This is a genomic window from Pseudomonas sp. TH10 (genome assembly GCF_016651255.1).
GTDB lineage: Bacteria > Pseudomonadota > Gammaproteobacteria > Pseudomonadales > Pseudomonadaceae > Aquipseudomonas.
In genome coordinates this window covers 1-19,261 of the sequence record NZ_JAEKEG010000034.1, presented here as the reverse complement: position 1 = coordinate 19,261, position 19,261 = coordinate 1, and the positions used below count along the sequence as shown (strand labels likewise).

At 63.1% G+C, this 19,261-nt stretch carries 8 protein-coding genes and 7 pseudogenes; 1 reads left to right on the top strand and 14 read right to left on the bottom strand.

The window, feature by feature from the left end:
• Positions 1-13 precede the first annotated feature (13 nt).
• On the top strand, positions 14-1,363 hold the full coding sequence (locus JFT80_RS05155; protein ID WP_201147145.1) for an MFS transporter: 1,350 nt from the start codon (positions 14-16) through the stop codon (positions 1,361-1,363).
• Here JFT80_RS05155 and JFT80_RS05150 read toward each other — a convergent pair.
• The 14 genes and pseudogenes from JFT80_RS05150 to JFT80_RS05085 all read right to left on the bottom strand — a co-directional run.
• Positions 1,300-4,200 carry an EAL domain-containing protein gene (locus tag JFT80_RS05150; protein WP_201147144.1) on the bottom strand — a complete coding sequence of 967 codons (2,901 nt, stop codon included), beginning with the start codon at positions 4,198-4,200 and terminating at the stop codon, positions 1,300-1,302. The genes JFT80_RS05155 and JFT80_RS05150 overlap by 64 nt on opposite strands.
• Positions 4,201-4,385: 185 nt before the next feature.
• The gene (locus JFT80_RS05145) at positions 4,386-5,969 is read right to left on the bottom strand and encodes an arylsulfatase (RefSeq protein WP_201147143.1); all 1,584 of its coding nucleotides are present in this window, start codon (positions 5,967-5,969) and stop codon (positions 4,386-4,388) included.
• Positions 5,970-6,080: 111 nt separating this feature from the next.
• Positions 6,081-6,862, bottom strand: a pseudogene (locus JFT80_RS05140) (cyclase family protein).
• Positions 6,852-7,842: pseudogene (locus JFT80_RS05135) on the bottom strand (NAD-dependent epimerase/dehydratase family protein). Before JFT80_RS05135 ends, JFT80_RS05140 begins: the two co-directional pseudogenes overlap by 11 nt.
• A gap of 10 nt (positions 7,843-7,852) precedes the next feature.
• Positions 7,853-8,836, bottom strand: a complete 984-nt coding sequence (locus tag JFT80_RS05130) for a fumarylacetoacetate hydrolase family protein (RefSeq protein ID WP_201147142.1) — start codon at positions 8,834-8,836, stop codon at positions 7,853-7,855.
• A pseudogene (locus JFT80_RS05125) lies at positions 8,833-9,413 on the bottom strand (cupin domain-containing protein). Before JFT80_RS05125 ends, JFT80_RS05130 begins: the two are co-directional and overlap by 4 nt.
• A gap of 13 nt (positions 9,414-9,426) precedes the next feature.
• The gene (locus tag JFT80_RS05120) at positions 9,427-10,623 is read right to left on the bottom strand and encodes an MFS transporter (protein WP_242482797.1); all 1,197 of its coding nucleotides are present in this window, start codon (positions 10,621-10,623) and stop codon (positions 9,427-9,429) included.
• A gap of 45 nt (positions 10,624-10,668) precedes the next feature.
• On the bottom strand, positions 10,669-13,131 hold the full coding sequence (locus JFT80_RS05115) for an RND family transporter (protein ID WP_201147140.1): 2,463 nt from the start codon (positions 13,129-13,131) through the stop codon (positions 10,669-10,671).
• A 4-nt stretch (positions 13,132-13,135) separates the two neighbouring features.
• Positions 13,136-14,229: pseudogene (locus tag JFT80_RS05110) on the bottom strand (WD40/YVTN/BNR-like repeat-containing protein).
• Positions 14,230-14,291: 62 nt separating this feature from the next.
• Positions 14,292-15,638 (bottom strand): DUF1329 domain-containing protein, encoded by a 1,347-nt coding sequence (locus JFT80_RS05105; protein WP_201147160.1) that lies wholly within the window; start codon positions 15,636-15,638, stop codon positions 14,292-14,294.
• Between the two features lie 52 nt (positions 15,639-15,690).
• A pseudogene (locus tag JFT80_RS05100) lies at positions 15,691-17,387 on the bottom strand (DUF1302 domain-containing protein).
• 57 nt (positions 17,388-17,444) lie between these two features.
• Positions 17,445-18,571: pseudogene (locus JFT80_RS05095) on the bottom strand (FAD-dependent oxidoreductase).
• A 144-nt stretch (positions 18,572-18,715) separates the two neighbouring features.
• On the bottom strand, positions 18,716-19,069 hold the full coding sequence (locus JFT80_RS05090) for a Rieske 2Fe-2S domain-containing protein (RefSeq protein ID WP_201147139.1): 354 nt from the start codon (positions 19,067-19,069) through the stop codon (positions 18,716-18,718).
• A 15-nt stretch (positions 19,070-19,084) separates the two neighbouring features.
• Positions 19,085-19,261, bottom strand: a pseudogene (locus JFT80_RS05085) (glyoxalase); the annotation flags it as partial.

Below are 19,261 nucleotides of genomic sequence, written 5' to 3'. Positions count from 1 at the left end.
GTCGAGGTTCAGCATGACAAGCGCCGCCGCAGAGCAGGTCAGCCCGAAGACCCTGAGAAAAGTGATAGTCGCCGCCGCTATCGGCAATTTTGTCGAGTGGTTTGATTTTGCCGTCTACGGCTTTCTGGCGACGACCATCGCCCAGCAATTTTTCCCCAGTGGCGATGCCAGCGTCGCACTGCTGAAAACCTTCGCCGTGTTCGCCGTGGCCTTTGCGTTTCGGCCCTTGGGCGGGATTTTCTTTGGCATGCTGGGGGACCGGATTGGGCGCAAGCGCACCCTGGCGATGACAATCCTGCTGATGGCCGGCGCGACGACCCTGATAGGCTTGTTACCCACGTACGCAGCGATTGGTGTCATGGCCCCGGTGCTGCTGAGCCTGATCCGCTGCGCCCAAGGGTTTTCCGCCGGGGGTGAGTACGCGGGTGCCTGCGCCTATCTGATGGAGCATGCGCCTAATGACAGACGAGCCTGGTATGGCAGTTTCATCCCGGTGTCGACCTTTGCGGCGTTCGCCTCGGCGGCGGTGGTGGCTTACGCGCTCGAAGCGTCTTTGTCCGCTGAAGCCATGGGCAGTTGGGGCTGGCGCCTGCCGTTCCTGATTGCCGCGCCACTGGGGCTGGTGGGCCTGTACCTGCGCTGGAGGCTGGATGAAACGCCGGCTTTCCAGGCCGTGACTCAACAGCATGCGGTGGCACACTCCCCGCTCAGGGACACGTTTCGCGACCACGGCAAAGCCATCTGCTGCCTGGGCGCCTTCATCTCGCTAACGGCCCTGTCGTTCTACATGTTCACCACCTATTTTGCGACGTACCTGCAAGTTGCCGGCGGCCTGAGTCGGGCAACAGCGTTGCTGGTGTCACTGATCGCCCTGATTTTTGCCGCGCTGATTTGCCCGCTGGCCGGGTTGTACTCCGACCGGGTGGGCCGACGGATGACCGTAGCGAGCGCCTGCGTGCTGTTGATTGTGGTGGTGTACCCGTCATTTCTGATGGCCAGTTCCGGGTCGTTTGCAGCGTCTATCCTGGGCGTGTTGCTGCTGGCGATTGGCGCAGTGTTGTGCAACGTGGTCACCGCGGCATTGCTCTCGGAAACCTTCCCGACCCGCACTCGCTACACCGCGTCAGCGATCACCTACAACATGGCCTACACCCTGTTCGGCGGCACCGCGCCGCTGATGGCGACCTGGCTGATCAGCACCACCGGCAGCAATCTCTCGCCAGCGTTCTACCTGATCGCCATTGCCCTGCTCGCGCTCGCCGGCGGCCTGGCCCTGCGCGAGACTTCAAGGGTTTCGCTTCACGATATTCCGACAGGCAACGTCTCCAGCAGCGCCTCCAAACTCATCGGTTTGGCAAAATAATATCCCTGGGCTTGCGTCGCTCCCATTTCGCGCAGCAAGTCCAGCGTCGCCTGGTCCTCCACGCCTTCGGCCACCACGCTCAGGTCCAGTGATTCGGCCATGCGCACAATCGCCCGCACGATCGCCCGGCTGCGCGGGCTGGAGGTAAGTTCGAGGATGAACGACTTATCAATTTTCAAGCCACTGAAGCGGTACTGGTGCACATAGCTCAGGGAGGAGAACCCGGCGCCGAAGTCATCGAGCACCACCGACATGCCGTTGTCGGCCAGTTGCTGCATGGTCAGACGGGCTATGGCCGGTTCTGCCACCAGCGCGCCTTCGGTCAGCTCCAGGCAAATGCGCGAAGGCGCGACCTGGTGGCGGGCCAGCAGGGCCAGGACATCACTGGCGAATTCCGGGCGCGTCATGCTGTAGCTGGAGCAGTTAACGTGCACCGGCGGCCAGTTGGCGTGCTCCGGTTGGGCGAGGATCACCGCGATGCAATTGAGCATGTACAGGTCCAGCCGACCGATCAGGCGCAAGCCCTCGACATCCGGCAGGAACTCGCCCGGCCCGATTACCCGGCCCCCAGGCTGATGCCAGCGAATCAGCGCTTCAAGCGCCAGCAGTTCGCCGGTTGCGACGCTGACGATCGGCTGGAAATACGGCAGCAACTCATCGGTGCGCTTGAGCGCATTGCGCAGTGCCCCTTCGCGCTCGACCTGATCCGAGACTTCACGGCGCACTTCCTGGTTGAACACCGCAAAGCTGTCGCGCCCGGCACTCTTGACCCGGTACATCGCCGCATCGGCATCGCGCAGCAAGTCCGCCGGCTCGTGATGGAACTGACTGTCGGCGCTGACGATTCCGATGCTGCAGGATGAAAACACCTCAAGACCGTTGATGAAAAACGGCAGGTCGAACGCCACCAGGATCCGCTCGGCGATGTCGATCACCACTTCCAGCGGCGCGTCCGGTGCCAGCACCGAAAACTCGTCGCCGCCCAGGCGCGCCAGCAGGTCAGTTTCCCGCAGGCAACCCCGCAGGCGTTGCGCGGCTTGCATCAACAGCAGGTCGCCGAAGTGATGGCCGAGGCTGTCATTGACCATCTTGAACCGGTCGAGGTCGATGAACATCACCGCCAGATGCCCGCCTTCGCTGCCGAACCGCGACCAGGCCACGCCAAGACGCTGCTGCAGACAAGTACGGTTGGGCAGCCCGGTCAGCGCGTCGTGCAGGTTCTCGTGCTGCAGCTTGGCGTTGGCGTGATCAAGCTCACGGGTACGGTTCTGTACCCGGGCTTCAAGCTTGAGGTTGGCGGCATGGATCGCCTCGGCTGCCGTGCGACGCGACAACGCCGTGTCGATGTGCCGCGAGACGAACGTCAGCAGCTCCTGATCGCGCAGGGTATAGCGCACCTGCGAGGTATAGCTTTGCACCGCGAGCACGCCACGTACGACGTCGCCATCGAACAACGGAATACCGAGCCAGGAGTAGGAACGCATATGCGCCTCGGCCAGTTCGGTTTCATGGGTGGCGGACAAGCGCTCGGCCTCGGCCGAATCCACCAGGCATGGTCGCCGCTGGCGGATCACATACTCGGTCAGGCCCCGGCGCCCACGGCGTGCCAGCGGGCGGGTGGTCTGGCGCTCATCGACATAATAGGGAAAGGTGACTTCGCCGTTGGCGTCGTCGAACAGTGCGATGTAGAAGTTGTGGGCGAACAGCAGTTCACCGACGATGCCATGCAAGGCCTCGAACAGCTCGGTCATGTCCCCCGGCCGGCTCGACAGTTCGGCAATCTGGAACAGCGCGCTCTGCAGGTGTTCGGCGCGTTCGCGCTCCGCCACTTCCTGGCGCAGCGCGTCGTTGAGTGCCGACAGCTCGAGGGTCCGGCGCAGCACCGTCGCTTCCAGGTCCTCACGGTGCAGAATGCGGTCCAGCGCCATGGCCACGTGACGGGCTACCACCAGGAACAGCGCGCGGTCCTCAGCGCTGTAGGTGCGGGACACCTCGTAGACCTGCATGGCTAGCATGCCGAACACTTCATCAGAGGCATTTTTCAGCGGCGCGCCCATCCAGAACTCCGGACGGTCTCCCACGCAGTAGAAGCGACCCTCCTCCTGGGCCGCGAGCATGCCGGCCGCGTCGATCAGCAGCGGCTGGCCACTGGTCAACACTTGCCCGGTCAACGACAGGTGCGCGGGGTCCAGGTACTCGTAGTGTTCGGCCTCCACGGCATCCACGTCGATGATGTCGACGTAGTACGGGTAGTCGATCTTGCCCGTGTGCGGGTCGTATAGCGCGAGATAGAAGTTCTCGGCGTCGATCAGGCTGGCCAGCAGCCGGTGCACCCCCACCAGGAACACAAAACGGTCGCGGGTCGAACTGGCCAGGTAGGTGATTTCATAGAGCACTCGCTGGGTAATCTGCGCGCGCGCCAGGGTGTTGGTCTGCACCTCGATGCCCAGGCGCTGGGCAAACTCGGCCAGCATCGGGTCGGCGGCATCATCCTGGGGCGCCAGTACCCACCCCAGCACGGTTTCACCGCGGCCGGTTGGCCAGCGGTGCAGGCGCCGGGTCAGGCAGAACGCTTCGAAGTCTTCGTTGGCAACAATGGCCGGCCAATGTTCCTGCGGCTCACCCTGCCCGACCAGATGCAGTTGCTCACCGGCGCGGTAAACCGCCCAATGGCCGGTGTGGGCACCGCTGCGCGCCGAATCGAGCAGACGTTCTATCGCGTCATGCCCGCCCGCCGCGGCCCGGCCGAGCGGGTCCGCGTGGCGTGGCGGCTGAGCGGCATCGGCTGCGCGGTCGCTCAATGGCTGCGGGGAGCCCTGCAATGGATCAAAACTCATCAACGCTCCCTGGGCCAGTAAACTGGCGATACCCACCTACCGATTGCGAGCAACGTGCCGGCGAGCATCCCGTTTAAGGCGTTTAGGAGTTTTTTCAACCGATTTATTCGCTTTGCGCTCAAGTTCGCCCTCGCCCGCACCTGGAAGTACTCCAGCGCTTCAACCCTGCGACGGATCTCGCGCCACTATCGCGGCGCAAATACGACTCCCACGCGCTCGGCATACTGCAACCAGGCCGCCTTCAGACGCTGCACCGTCTCGGGTTGGCTGGCCGCCAGGTCCGTAGTTTCGCCGCGATCCTTAGCCACATCGAACAGTTGCCATTGCGGCGGTTGCCGGTTGTCGCCAAAACCTGCCTGGGGCCGCATACCCAATAACTTCAGGTTGCCTTCGCGGTAGTAAGCATTGCCGAACAATTCGCCCGCCAGGTTATCGTTGAGGTGAGGGCTGCCCTTGCCCGCGAGCATGGGCAGCAGTGACTTGCCAGTGATCGGATGCCTGCTCGCCTCTGCCTGCTCCGGCAGCGCGATGCCCGCCAGCGCCAGGAAGGTCGGTGCCAGGTCGTCCACCCGCGCGACACCGTGCTCGATCCCCTGCCGGGCCAGCCACTTGGGCAGCTGGACAATTGCCGGAACACTGATGCCTCCTTCGGCGGTGGTGCCTTTGAACAGGTGAAACGGAGCAGCACTGACTTCAGCCCAACGCGGGCCGTAGTCCATCTGCGAGCCCGGCTGACCCAGGTTGGCGAAGCTGTTATCGGTGTGCGCTCCAGGCGGATAAAACTGCGCGTGATTCTCCGCTGCCGCGCCGTTGTCGGACATGAACACGATCAGGGTGTTGTCGTACTGGCCGGTTTGACGCAGGTACTCCACCAGGCGACCGATGTTGTGGTCGAGGTTATCGACCATGGCGGCGTAGATTTCCATCTTGCGCGCTTCGATCTTCTGTTGTTCCGGGGTCAACTGGTCCCACCCCGGCAGCTTCGGGTTGACCGGTAGCGGCTGTGCTGGCTGGACTTCGCTGGCGAGTACGCCGAGTTTTTTCATGCGTTCCAGACGCGACAGGCGGACATTGTCGTAGCCCTGGTCAAACCGCCCGCGGTATTTGTCCAGGTACTCCTTGGGCGCTTGCAAGGGCCAGTGTGGCGCGGTGTAGGCGGCGTAGGCGAAAAACGGCTTGCCATCCTTCTGGCTGTTTTGCAGGTAGCTGATCAGCTTGTCGGTGTAGAAATCCGTGGAATAGAAGTTCGCCGGCAGCTCCACGGGCTGGCCATTTTCTCGGTAATGCACCTGCTCGATTTTGCCTGGGTTGGTCGCCGCTGGCTTGAAGTGCGTCGCGCCGCCCTCCAGCAAGGTGAAAGATTGCTCAAAGCCGCGCTGGTCCGGGCCCTGATCCGCTTCCAGCCCCAAGTGCCATTTGCCGACCATCAGCGTGTTGTAGCCGCCGGTCTTGAGCAATTCGGCAACAGAATACGCCCGCTGGTTCAGGTAGCCCTCGTAGCCTGGCTTGCCCCGCTGGAACGGTTGCAGGGCTTCGGCCATGGTACCGAGCCCGGCCAGGTGGTTATCGGTGCCGGACATGAGCATGGAGCGCGTGATCGAACAGGTCGGCGCAGCGTACATGCTGGTGAACTGCAGGCCTTGACTGGCCAATTGATCCAGCGTCGGGGTCTGGATGTCGCCGCCATAACTGCCCAGGTCGGAATAACCCAGGTCATCGGCGAGAATCAGCAGGATATTGGGTTGCCTTGCCTCACCCGTGGCCGCCATGGCCAGGCCGCTACCCAGTGACAGCGCGCAAAAAGTGCCGCCGGCGGCATCCGCAAAAGACCCATAAATCCTCTCTTATTGTGTTTGACCAACGTTGATTGATACCGCGGCTCACTCTTCGAAAATCGCCACCGCCCGCACGAATCCTGCCGAGGCGTGCCGGATCTTGTAGGGAAGCAAGACACCACAAAACCCTTGGCCGGCAGGGTTTCCAGGTTGGCGAGTTTTTCCATTTGCCCGTAACCGATGTCTCGCCCGGCCTTGTGCCCTTCCCAGATGATGGCCGCGTCGCCGTCGGCGGCGAAGCGCTCGCGAGTGTATTTGAACGGCGCATCCCAGCTCCAGGCATCGGTGCCGACCACCCGCACTCCGCGCTCAAGCAAATACAAGGTGGCCTCGCGCCCCATGCCAATGCCGGCATCCAGGTAACCCGGCTGGCCGAACAGTGCGCCGGCGCGGGTATTGACCAGCACGATATCCAGCGGCTGCAGCACGTGCTCAATGCGCGCCAATTCGGCGGCGACCTCGTCGGCCGTCACCACATGCCCATCGGCCATGTGCCGAAAGTCCAGCTTCACACCCGGTTGCAGGCACCAGTCCAGCGGCAATTCGTCGATGCCAAATGCCGGCTGGCCGCCATCGGTGGTGGATGCGTAATGCCAGGGCGCATCCATGTGCGTGCCGCTGTGCGTGGTGATTTGCAGGCGCTCTGCCGCCCAGGATTCGTTGCCGGGCAGCTGCTCCAGTTGCAGTCCGGGGAACATGGCAGCCATTTCCGGCCAACCCTGTTGATGGTCCATGTAGTCGATCCTGGGCAATAGCGGAGGCGGATCGGTATAGGGATTGTTGTCGAGGGTGACCGACAGGTCGACGAGGCGACGTTCAGGCTTCATGAAAGGTCTCTCCGGTGAGCGGTATGTGCCTGGGAGGCGCTGGATTGAGGGAATTGCGAATGAGCGCCGCTACGTTGCCGTCATGGTTGAAGCCGGCAGCACGGGCGAGCGGGGTTTTCAGCGGCGGCAGGCGCCCGAATAGCGCCTCCAGCCGGGCGTCGGCGGCATAGGAAACAAGTTCGCGGCGTTCTTGCCCATAACTGGCCGCCAGGGCGTCAACCACCTGGGCGATGGACAGGTGCAACACCGGTAACTGCCACACCCGCTGACTCAGCAACGGGCCATCGATTTCGGCCGCGTGGATCAGGTTGTTCACGCAGCAACGGGCCGACATCCACCAGGCCGTCGCCTCGGGCGATACCGGACACTCGTAGGCGGCACCCTCGGCAAATGCACGCAGCAGATCGCTCATGAACGCCGAGCGCAAACCGTTGGGCTGCCGCGGTCGCGCCACAATTGCGGGCAGGCGCAGCACCCGACCGTCCACTTCGCCACGCCGGCCGAGGTCGCTGACCACACGCTCGACCATCGCCTTGTGCGTGCCGTAGGACAATTGCGGGCACAACTCGGCCTGCTCGTTCATCTTCGCCGGCAAATCGCCGCCGTACACCGCGACGCTGCTGGCATACACCAGTACCGGCGGCACAGCCTTGTTGCGCAGTTGGTTGAGCAACTCCAGACTCGCCAGCAGGTTGACCTGATAGCCCAACTCGTACTGATCCTCCGCCGCCCCACCCGGAATGCTCGCCAGGTGAAACACCACATCGATGCCGTCGGCCAGCACACGGCGGATCAATGCCGCTTGCGTGATACTGCCGACATGACGGCGCAGCCGCGCATCATCCGGCAAGCCCTGCAGATCGGTATCCAGGACCAGCAGGGAACGGATGACCCGCCCCCGCAGACTGCCCCGCGCCAGCGAGGCAACGCACCAGCTCGCGGCCGACGAAGCCATTGGCTCCGGTAATCAACACACGCATATGGCGATCCTCAACCCTGGGCTTCAACGACGCGCTGGTCGATCGCACCGAACAACGACTGGCCTTCGCTTCCCAGGACGTCCATGCGCACGCGGTCACCAAAGCGCATGAAGCCGGTTCGCGCAGCGCCGTGCTCGATCATCTCGATCGCGCGGCGCTCGGCAATGCAGGCCGAACCGGCACTGCGCTCGGCATTGGATACCGTCCCGGAGCCGATCAGCGTGCCCGCGCGCAGCCGTCGAGTGAGTGCGGCATGGGCGATCAACTCGCCGAAGTTGAAGTTCATCTGCCCTCCGTGGGGATGACCAAACCACTGGCCGTTCCACTGCACGTGCAGCGGTAGCTGTACGCGACCATCGCACCAGGCCTCCCCCAGCTCGTCCGGGGTGATGGCCAGTGGCGCGAAGCTGGATGACGGCTTGGCCTGCAGGAAGCCGAAACCGCTGCGCATTTCCCGAGGGGCCAGGGCCCGCAGGCTGACGTCGTTGATCTGCAGAATCAGCTTTATATGCGCAAGCGCCTGCCCTGCCCCGCACCCCATCGGCACATCGTCCACCAGCACCACAAACTCGCCTTCGAAGTCGATGCCCTGGCTCTCGCTCGGCAATGGAATATCGTCGCGCCCGCCAATGAAATCGTCACCGGCGCCCTGGTACATCAGGGGCGTGCGGTCGGCGCCGTCGATGGGCTCGAGGTTGAACGCCTTCTGCATCAGCTCGCCGTGGCTCAGGAACGCCGAGCCGTCGCACCACTGGTAGGCGCGGGGCAGCGGCGCCATGGCCTGGGCGGGGTCGAAGGCGATCGCGGTACTGCGTTCGCCTTGCTCAAGCTGACGGGCCAGCGCCTGCAGGCGGGGTTCGACGCTGTCCCAATTCTCGATGGCCTGCTGCAAGGTGTGGGCGACGCAGCTGGCGTCCAGCGCCCATTGGTGATCCTGCGAGACCACGACCAGTTGCCCGTCGCGGCTGCCGTTTTTCAGGGTGGCGAGTTTCATGCAGAAGCCTCCGGGCCGTTGCGCAGTTCTGCAGCGAAGCGCCCGTCAAGAAGAATGAAGACCATGCGAGCCATGGCGTCGGTGCGGTTGCTCCAGGCGTGGTGGGTGCCTCGTTGCACCACGATATCGCCGCGTTTGAGGTGCACTTCTTCCTCGTCCAGCACCAGCCACACCTCCCCCTCGGTCACGATGCCGTAGTCGAGGGTTTCGGTGCGGTGCATCAATTTGTGCCGGACATTGGCCTGGCCAGTGCCCGCGTGGGACTCACCGATTTCGGCAAACACCGCCGCCGCGTTTTCATCACTGACCTGGTTCTGCACGCTGTCCGGCGGGATGTCTACCACGCGGATCACGCTGCCGTGCGGGTCGGGACTCAGTTGCAGCGGCTTGCTCGTGGGGTCATCGGCGTTATCCAGCAACGCCGGGCTGGCGCTGCTGTTCCACAGTTCATGAAACACCGTGCCGGGCACGGCCAGCAGCGGGAAGACACTGGGCGTAGGCCCGTTGCTGACCACGATGGCCTGGCCGTCTGCTGCGTGGCCGGTGACCACGCGTTTGAAGGGGGAAGCGCTTGCATGGAAAATCCTCGTTCAATGGCCGTTGCCAATGGTGTTGCGCACGTCCGCGTTGGCGCTGGCCAACAGGCCACCCAACCTGGGCACCGCCAGGCAAAACAGCGCGATCAGGATCTGCAGCCAACCGACGATGGCCAGTGCCTGGGGTAACGCTGAGCTGTCGCCTGCGGTAATGCCCAGCACCGCCAGCGGGCTGATGAATTCACCGGCGAAAATTGCCGCGGTAAAACAGCCGGCCGCGCGGCCACGTTGATCAAACCCGACCTGGGCCATGATCCAGGTGATGAGGGTGGGCAGCATCAGGCCGATACCCAGGCCATTGACCAGCACCGCAACCACTACCTGCGCATGGCTGCCGGCGTTCGCCATCAGCAAGCCGCCGACACCCGCCAGCACATAGGCAATCAGCAGCAAATGCTGGCTGCGCACGCCGCTGAATAAACGAAAGCTCAGCGCACCGACCAGTACCCCCAGCTGATTGGCGCCCATGGTCATGCCGATTTGCTGCGGGGCGTCCACGTGCAGCAGGTTGAGCAGATACCCGGCCTGTACCGGCACGATAAACAGGCTGAGACCGGCCAGCAGTGCCAGGGCATACATGGGTGTGAGGGCGCGCCATGGGAACTTGCCCGGAGTGATGTTCGCCTGGGGCTGCCCGGTGCGCGCCAGTGGTTGGGGTTGGGGCTCCCAGAGTTTCCACGCCATCAACGGCAGAAAGATCAAGCCCACGGCATACAGCGCGAATGGGGTGCGCCAGTCGTTCTGCCCGAGGAAGCCACCCAGGGCGATGAACACGGCAGCGGACAGCGACGTGGCGACCATCTGCAAGGCAAACAGGCGCTCGCGCCTGGCCCCGCTGTAGTAGTCGCCCATCAGCGTGGTGCAGCAGGTCATGATGCCCGCTTCGGCCAGGCCGATACCGGCGCGACTGGCCACAATGGCGGGCAGCGACTCGAGCCATAGCGGCAGCACCCCGCATATCACGTACAGCGCCATGCTCACCAACAGCAGCGGCTTGCGCCCCAGGCGGTCAGCGAGCAGGCCGGCAAACGGTGCCAACAGGGCGATCATCAGGGCCGGCAACGTCAGCACGATCGGCACCATGACAGCGCTGCCCGCCACATCGGCAAAGTGCGCCTGCATCCGCGGCAGCACCGGGGCCAGCAACACCGCCCCCAACACGGGCAGGCAGCTGCCCAGCAGCAGGAGCAAGGATTGCGGCAAACCGGCGTGCCGAGGGGGTTGGAGACAGACTGTTCAGCGAACATGGCAAGGCTCCTCGGCGCGCAGGTGATTAACGTCAGCCACTGGGAGTTTTGCGGCGCTCGTACTCACCGGCACGCCGGCAGTGGCTGCAGCGCTGCGCGCGGGCAACAGGAAGTACGCCAGCGCCGGCAACAACACCAGGGCCCCCACCATGTTCCAGACGAACATGAAGGCCAGCAGCACGCCCATGTCGGCCTGGAACTTGATCGGGGAAAAAATCCAGGTGGCCACGCCAATGGCCAGGGTGATGCCGGTCAACATCACCACCTTGCCGGTGGAAACCAGTGCCCGGTAATAGGCTTCGGACAAGCTCGCGCCCTGGCGCAGGTGACCCAGCAGAATGCTCATCACGTACAACGCGTAGTCCACGCCAATGCCGACACCCAAGGCGATCACAGGCAACGTGGCGACCTTGACGCCGATGTTCAGCCAGACCATCAGCGCCTCGCAGAGAATCGAGGTCACCATCAAGGGGATCACTGCGCACACCGTCGCACGCCAGGAGCGGAAGGTAATCAGGCACAACACGATCACCGCGCCGTACACCCAGAACAGCATTTCGCGATTGGCCTGCTTGACCACGATATTAGTGGCGGCCTCGATGCCGGCGTTACCTGCGGCCAGCAGGAACTGCACCTCATCGGTGTTATTGGCGGCGGCAAATGCCTCCACATGCTCAACCAGGCGCGTGAGCGTCTCGGCCTTGTGGTCGGTGAGGTAGGCATACAAGGTCAGCAGGCTGCAGTCTTCGTTGTACAGGCCACGGGGCGCGCTGGCGGTGATCATGTTGAGCATCGCCTGGTTGTTCTGCAGTTCATACCACTTCGGGCTGCCTTCACTCAGGCCCACCAGCATGCGGCGGTTGAGCAAGGCCAGCGAGTTGGTCGAGTCCACCCCTGGCAACGCGCGCAATTGCCAGTCCAGGGCATCGACCTTGGCCAGGATGTCGTAGCGCGCACATTGGCCGGCGGGCGTTTTCACCATCACCGCAAACAGATCACTGCTGGCGCCGTAGTGCCGGGTGAGAAAGGCGTCGTCCTGGTTGTACCGCGAGTCGGCGCGCAGCTCCGGTGCACCCGCATCAAGGTCGCCAATCTTCAGCTGCAGGCTGACCAGAAAACCCACTGCTGCCAGGGCCAGGCTGATGACGATGCACAGGGTCGCCCAGCGGCGCCGGGTGAACAGGTCGAGAAAGCGCCAGAAGGCATGACGACGCTGGCCAGCCTGTTCGGATTGTTCACTCTTGAGGCTCAGCTGCGCCGCCCGGGGCGTGACGCCGACGTACGACAGCAACACCGGCAGCAGGATCAGGTTGGTGAAGATCAGCACGGCCACGCCGATACTGGCGATCACCGCCAGGTCCTGGATGACCTGGATCTTGATCAGCATCAGCACCGCAAACCCCACCGCATCGCACAGCAGCGCGGTCAGCCCGGCCAGGAACAGGCGTCGAAAGGTGAACCGCGCCGCCACCACCCGGTGCATGCCGCGCCCGATGTCCTGCATGATCCCGTTCATTTTCTGCGCGCCATGGCTCATGCCAATGGCGAACACCAGAAACGGCACCAGCACCGAGTACGGGTCCAGCTGGTAATTCAACAGCGGCAGCAAGCCGAGCTGCCACACCACAGCCACCAGGGAGCACAACACCACCAGCAAGGTGCTGCGCAGGCAGCGGGTGTACCAGAACAACACGGCGGTGGTGATGAGGATGGCGACGGCAAAGAACAGCAAAATCTGCTTCAGGCCGGCAATCAGGTCGCCGACTTTTTTCGCGAAACCGGTGATATGGATGTCGATGCTATCGCTTTGGTAAGTGCTGCGCAGCGACTCCAGCTGCTCGGACAGGGTCGAATAATTGAGCGCCTGACCGTCGCTGGTGTTGGCCAACAGAGGCACGTAGATGATGCTGGAAGTCTGGTCCAGGGCCACCAGTTGCCCCAGTTCATTGGAGCGCTGCACGTTGCGTCGCAGTGCTTCAAGGTTGGCTTGGGTGCCACTGTAGTCATCAGGAATCACAGGCCCGCCATCCAGGCCGTCCTCAGTGACCGCCACCCAGCGAGTGGCCGGCGTCCATAAGGACTTCATGTACGCACGGTCGACACCTGGCAGCAGGTAGAGCTTGTCGCTCAAGGCCTGCAGGGTCTTGAGGTACTCGGCGTTGTAGATATCGCCCTGACGGTTGGCCACGACGATGCGCAGCGCATTGCCCAGGCCACTGAGCTGCTTCTGGTGCTCAAGGTAATTGGCAATGTACGGCTGTTCGGTGGGAATCATTTTTTCGAAGCTGGCGTTCAACTCGATACGCGTGGCCTGATAACCCAAGACCAGCGTGGTGACCACACACACCAGCAGCACCCACAACCGATGGTTGAACAAAGTGCGTTCCACCATCGAGCCGGAGCGCGGATCGAAATTCGCCAGGCTTGCCGTGGCGTTGTCGAAAGACTTCATAACCTCACTCCGAAGCAATGGCAGATGGTGGCGATACGCGCGTCAAACCGGTGAAACCTGCCAGCACCAGGCTGCCGTCGGCGGCCTGGACCACGCTGGCGACCGGTTTACCCAGTGGCTTGCCATAAGGCACCAGCGGCGCACCTGGCCGGGCACCGGAGCGAAACAGCGCGCCGCCCTGATTCACCAGCAGCAACTGGCCGTCGGCGGTGCGAATCGCATCGCTGAAAGAAACCGGCATTGGCACGGGCGCTGGCTGGAAGCTGTCGCCGAAGTCGGTCGAGATGAACGCGTTACCCTTGAGCCCGGCCGCCAGCGCCGTGCCGTCCTGGCTGATTTGCAGGGCGAAAAACTCCCGGGGTAAGGGCTGTCCAGGGCCGCGAAGGTGTGACCGCCATCGTCCGAGCGAGCCAGGTAACCCTGCTCCCCGGCGATCAGCCAGCGCTCGCCCTGGCGTGCAATGGCATAGAGGTGCGCGCCCATCGGATTGTCGATGTGGCCGACCAGCGACTGCCAGCTGCGCCCACCGTCACGAGTCGCGAAGGCCAGGCCATAGGCGCCGACGATAACGGCGTGCTGTTCATCGACGACATTGAGGGCGAGGAACGGTTTGTCCGGCCCGTCACTCACCAGGCGTTCTGCCGTTTGCAATCGTGCAACAGCGGCGTCCTGGTCGATTGCACCGGGCAGGTCGTCGCGGGCCGCTTGCACCTCCAGTTGCGCGGCACGGCGACCGTCCAGTTGCACCGCCCAGTGCTCGCCACCGTCATGGGAAACCAGCACCACACCGGCATGCCCTACCGCCCAGCCGATACTGGCATCGGCAAACTGCACCGCCGTCAGGCTGACCGAGACCGGTACTTCGGCCTGACGCCAGCTGCTGCCGTTGTCGTCGGAAAGCAGCACGATGCCCCGCTCGCCGACCGCCACCAGGCGCTCGCCCGCCCGGGCCAGGTCCAGCAGCACGGCGTGCTGTGCCTGGGGCGAACGCATCGCCGGGGTGCTCAAGGTGTCGCCCACCGTAGCGGCCTGCACCTGGCCCAACGGACACAGATACGGCAGCGCCAGAAGGCACATCAACCTACCGATTCTATTCATCACTGACCTCGAAAAACCTGTGAAACCGGATCACGGTTGACCCCACCGTGATCCGGTCTGACTCAGCGAACCCCGGCACCCGCCATTGCCGCTGGCGAAAACTCCGAAGCCTTGTAGCGATCCACCAAGCCGTACTGTTGCGGCAGGCCGGTGTAGACGTTCTGGATGAACCAGGCGCCGGAGGTCAGGTCGTAGAAACCCGAGGACAGTTGCGCCTGCGCCGGCAAGTCCGGGAGTACAGCGGGCAGCGACCACAGGGTCTTCGCCAGTTGGCCGTTGGCGTCCCAGCGGTCGCCCAGCATCGCTTGCCAGGTGTCTTCATCGAGGTAATAGCGGCCCTTGGGCAACTGGTGACGCTTGCCAGGAGCCAGATCGGCTTCAACCACCCACACCCGGTGCAGTTCCCAGCGCACGAAGTCGGGATTCATGTGGTGAGCAAGAAACAGGTCTTCGGGTTTGGCGGCGGTTTGTACCTTGTTGGTGTTGTAGGGGATGTACATCTCCTGCTTGCCCACCAGCTTCCAGTCAAAACGGTCCATGCGGCCCTGGAACACGCTCAGTTCGTCGAACGACATGACCCCGGCAGTCGCCGGTGTCGGCGTATCGCAGCAGGCATTGGGCAGCTTGCGCACCCGACGCTGCCCCGTCAGGTAGACGTGGGCCTGGGATTTGTCGCCGTTGATGTTGGTGCGCCCCATGATCTGCTCGCCGGCACGCAACGGTGGCCCGACGTTGAGCAGGCGAAACAACCAATAGTCGCCGTCGAATGTTTCAGACGAGCCGTCCTGGTAGTAGTACGGCATCTCCTGGATCGCCTGGCCGTCGGTGGTCATCACCTGCTTGCCATCGGCGGTCATCAGGTAGTGACGAAAATGCATCGACAACGAGGTGCCGCGCCAGTTGAGCAAGTGGTTCCACATGGCCTCTGCGCCGTTGTGTGGCACAGGGAACGGGATGCCGCCAAAAGCGCCTTCAGGCACCGGCCCGGCGCTGCTCTGCACCAGCTTGGCGCGGGTCGCGTTTTTCAGCGTGTTGTCATACACCCACTGCGGGGCGGCTGCCGACCGGCGAGTCGGGTAGACATCGATGCGGTAGGTGTCGGGGAAACGCTTGAACATTTCCTTGGTGCCGTCGGTGAGCTTGCCTGCGTATTGCGCCAGGTTCTTGGAGGTGATGCTGAACACCGGCTTGTCCGCGGCAAATGGATCGCTGCGTTTACCGCCGGGTTTGTAAGAAGGGTCGACCTTGGTGTAACCACCGTCCCAGGCCGGAATGGTGCCATCGGCGTTGCCGGCTCGCTCTGCGCCCATGGGCGTCAGGGTCGTGCCCAACTTGGCCGCTTCCTCAGCCGTGGCGGCCACGGCCCACTGGCTGCAGATAGCCAGGCTGCCAAGCAGCGCGAAACACAGGGTCTTGAGCTTGAATGCCGGATTTTTTGTTGGAGGTCATGCGCAAGTCCTCTTAAAACGTGGTCTTGACGGAGAAGGCCAGGTAATCCCGATCCTTCAGCGATTGCTTGTAATTGAACTGGCTGAGCGCATTGAGGTTGGTGTCCTCGGCGCCGTAGTAATGCGTGTAGGTCAGGCCCGCAGTGACGCGATCCAGGTAAGTGGCGGTGATGCCGATGTTGATGTCGCCACCGTTGTCCGGGCCGAACGAGCTGACCACCGCCGACTTGCCCAGGGGGAAGTAGCTGACGCCCAGCGGAATGCTGATATCGATGCCGGAGAACAGTTGGCGATAGGTGGGGGTGTAGACCATCTTGAATCCAAGCCCGTCATCCGTGGCATTCGGGTCCAGGGCAGCGCGGTTTTCGTGACATTGAGCAGGCGATTCCAGGCGATTTCGCCGACAAACCCCGACTCCCGGGCCAGGAAGTTCGGCCCGAACGAAGCCAGCACGTTGAGGTTGACGTGAGCGGTGCGTCCAACGGCGTACAGCGCGTCGTCATCGTTGTCGGCCACCACACCCGGCAGCACGGTCTGCCCGTTGGACACCAGCGGCATGTTCCAGCGCATCGACGCTTCACCGGCGAAGCTGTATTCATCCATGGTGGTGGAGAAACTCGCCCCCAGGGCGCGAATATCTTCGGGATAGACCCAGTAGTACTCACCGATTTGTCCGGTGGCGAAATTCGGTGCGCCGGTGGATGGCTTGAGATACAGCTTGGGCGTCTTGTCGTGGTACTGGATCGCGTACAGGCCGTATTCAACGGTTTCGGCGCTGTACTTCAACTGCAGGCCGCCCTGCCCCGAACTGCGCGCTTCCTTGTCATTGCCGTGGAAAAACGCCGCCGGGCTGCTGGGATTCCCACCCAGGAATGCGGGGAACGGCGCGCCGACGATCAGGCGTTCATTGCCTTCGCCAATGGTGTCACTGGTGGAGAAGTAGCTGCCGGCTCCGGGCAGGCGCGTCTGCTCCCATTCGAGCTGGTAGAAGGCGCCGAGCGACACGTCGTCGGTCAGCTGGAAAGTCCCCGACAGCTGGTTGACCGGGCGGGTGATTTCCTTGAACTGGGTGTTGGGGACCGACTGCGCTTTGACCACGTCCACCGGGGCCATGCCGCCGGCAATACCGTTGGCGCCGAAGAACAGGCTCTCACCCCAGATCAGGCCGTGACGACCGGCCCGCACGGAGGTAGCGCGCTCGGCGACTTCGCCGTTCCAGTACACAAATGCATCGAGCAATTCGCCGTCGCCGCCATGCAGGTGCCGCGTGTCATCGGTGAATTCGTCGTACGCCACCGAGCGCTGGTTGGCACGCGCCGGGTCATCGTTGTCATTGTCGTGCTGGTACTCGGTGTCGTACCACGCCGCGCCACTCAACCGTGCGCCGAAACTCTGGAAGGACAGGTCCAGCTCGGAAAGAATATCGGTCCGGTTGGAGATCAGGCCCTTGTTGAACGCCCGGTCGCCATCGTCCTGGTTGAGCGCAACCTGGCCTTGGGTCAGCTTGCTGCTGGGGTTCTGGGTGCGCCATGCTGCGCTGTACTTGACCGTATTATCCCAGCGCAATTTGAAATCGGGATTGCCGGTGTCGACCTGAAAGGCATGCGCCGCCTGGCTGCACAGCACCAGGACCGCGGCCAAACTGAAACCAAAGGGTGCAGACGAGCTGACCTGGCGGCGCGCGAGCGCCGCAGTCTTGGAACTAACCATCGCGTTAACCTCTTGTTTTTATAGTGGTAACTGCTGTGGAAGAACGGCTGGATGGAATCAGATAGGCTCGGCCGTTCGCGAGAGCATCTGCTTGACCAGGCCGATGCGATCGAACTCGCGGTCGTGCTGCATCTCTTTGTCGCCGGCCAGCACCGAGCTTTCGCTGATGTACTTGCAGCGCTCGAACCGGCGTTGCATGAAGCGCTGCAGCTGCTGCTCGACGCCTGCATCGGTGGTCAGCTCTTCACTGAGCACGATGGCGTCTTCGATCGCCATGCCCGCGCCCTGGCCCAGGTGCGGCGTGGTGGCGTGGGCAGCGTCACCGATCAGCAGCACTCGACCGCGATACCAGGGCTCGTTGACGAAGACCACTTCCATGGGTTTGTAGACCACCTGGCTGCTGTCGGTGATCTGCTCGCGCAGCTCGCCGATCAGCCCGGTGAAACCCTTAGAGGCGCTCACGCATCTGCTCGGCCATGGTGGCGGGCGCCATCCATGGATTGGACGGCTCGTGAGAGGTCAGGAACATGTACATCAGGTTGCCCGCCAGCGGCACCAGCCCGGCATTGCCGGCGGCACTCTGGTAGTTGGCCAGGTGATCGATCTGCGGGTCGCGCGGGAAGTTGTAGCGCCACACCGCCTGACCGGTAAAACGCGGCGTGTAGGTGTCGCCAAACACCAGCTGGCGCACCTTGGAGAACAGGCCGTCGGCGCCGACCACCAGGTCATAACGCCCGCGACTGTCGTCGGTAAACAGCACCTCTACCTGGTCACCCTGGTCCTCCAGGGACTCCACGCTGAGCCCCAGGCGCACGTTGGCGCCAAGCTCAAGGGCGGTTTCACTGAGCACCTTGTGCAGCGCCAGGCGCGAGATGCCAACGTTGGCCGGGTATTGCGGCCCCGCCAGCCGCTGGCCCGGAATGCGCGCCAGCTGCTGGCCGGCCGGGCCGTAGATGGCCACGTCTTCGAAAGCAAAAGCCGCATCGAGGTAGCCGTCCAGCACCCCCAACTTGGCCATCTCGCGGACCACGTTGCTCTGCTGGATAATCCCGACGCCGTACACCGTCCACTCGGATTTGAGTTCGATCAAATCCACTGCAATCCCTTTGCGGCGCAGCGCGATGAGCCGTACACAAACCGCCTATACCACCGCCCACGATCAGAACGTTGTTCACTGCACTCATGGCATTCTCACTTCTTATTCTTGTGATTCGATGCAGCGTCGGGCACTGCGTCGTTGGGTCCAGCTTCCCGGCAAACCAGGGATTTGACTAATCGCGAGTAAGGATGCGATGTATCGCCGTACGCGATACCTCGATCTGTCCCCGCTACGCTGTGCAGCCTGGTGTTTTCAACACCAGCCAGCCCTCCTCCACATTGCACGCGAGTGCCTCCAGTTTCTGGCCCAGGCACGGGCCGTAGACGCATTCACCGGTCTGCGGAAGAAACTGCGCGCCGTGGGCGTAACACACGATCAACTGGCCGTCGGCACTGAGAAACCGGTCTTTGCGGTACTCCATGCGCACGTCCAGATGCGGACAACTGTTGCGATAAACCCGCAGCTGTCCCTGATGCCGCACGGCGAACACACTGTCTTTGCCGCACTGCCATGGATCAAACCCGCGCGCCTGCCCTTCCTCCAGTTCATCCGCGCGGCATAGCCCAATCTCGCGCTGGTTCATCGCTCAAACCCGCCTTCAACCGAGCTTGGGTGGCGGGCCACCGGGTGCCCATTTCTCTTTCGAGTTGAACAGGAACAACTGCGAGTTATCCGCTGACAATGGCGCGCGGCGCGCCTCCCCAGGCGTCATCGTGCTTGTCCATGTCGGCGTCGTATTCGATGTGGCAACCCAAGGGGCTGTTGAAGTACCAGA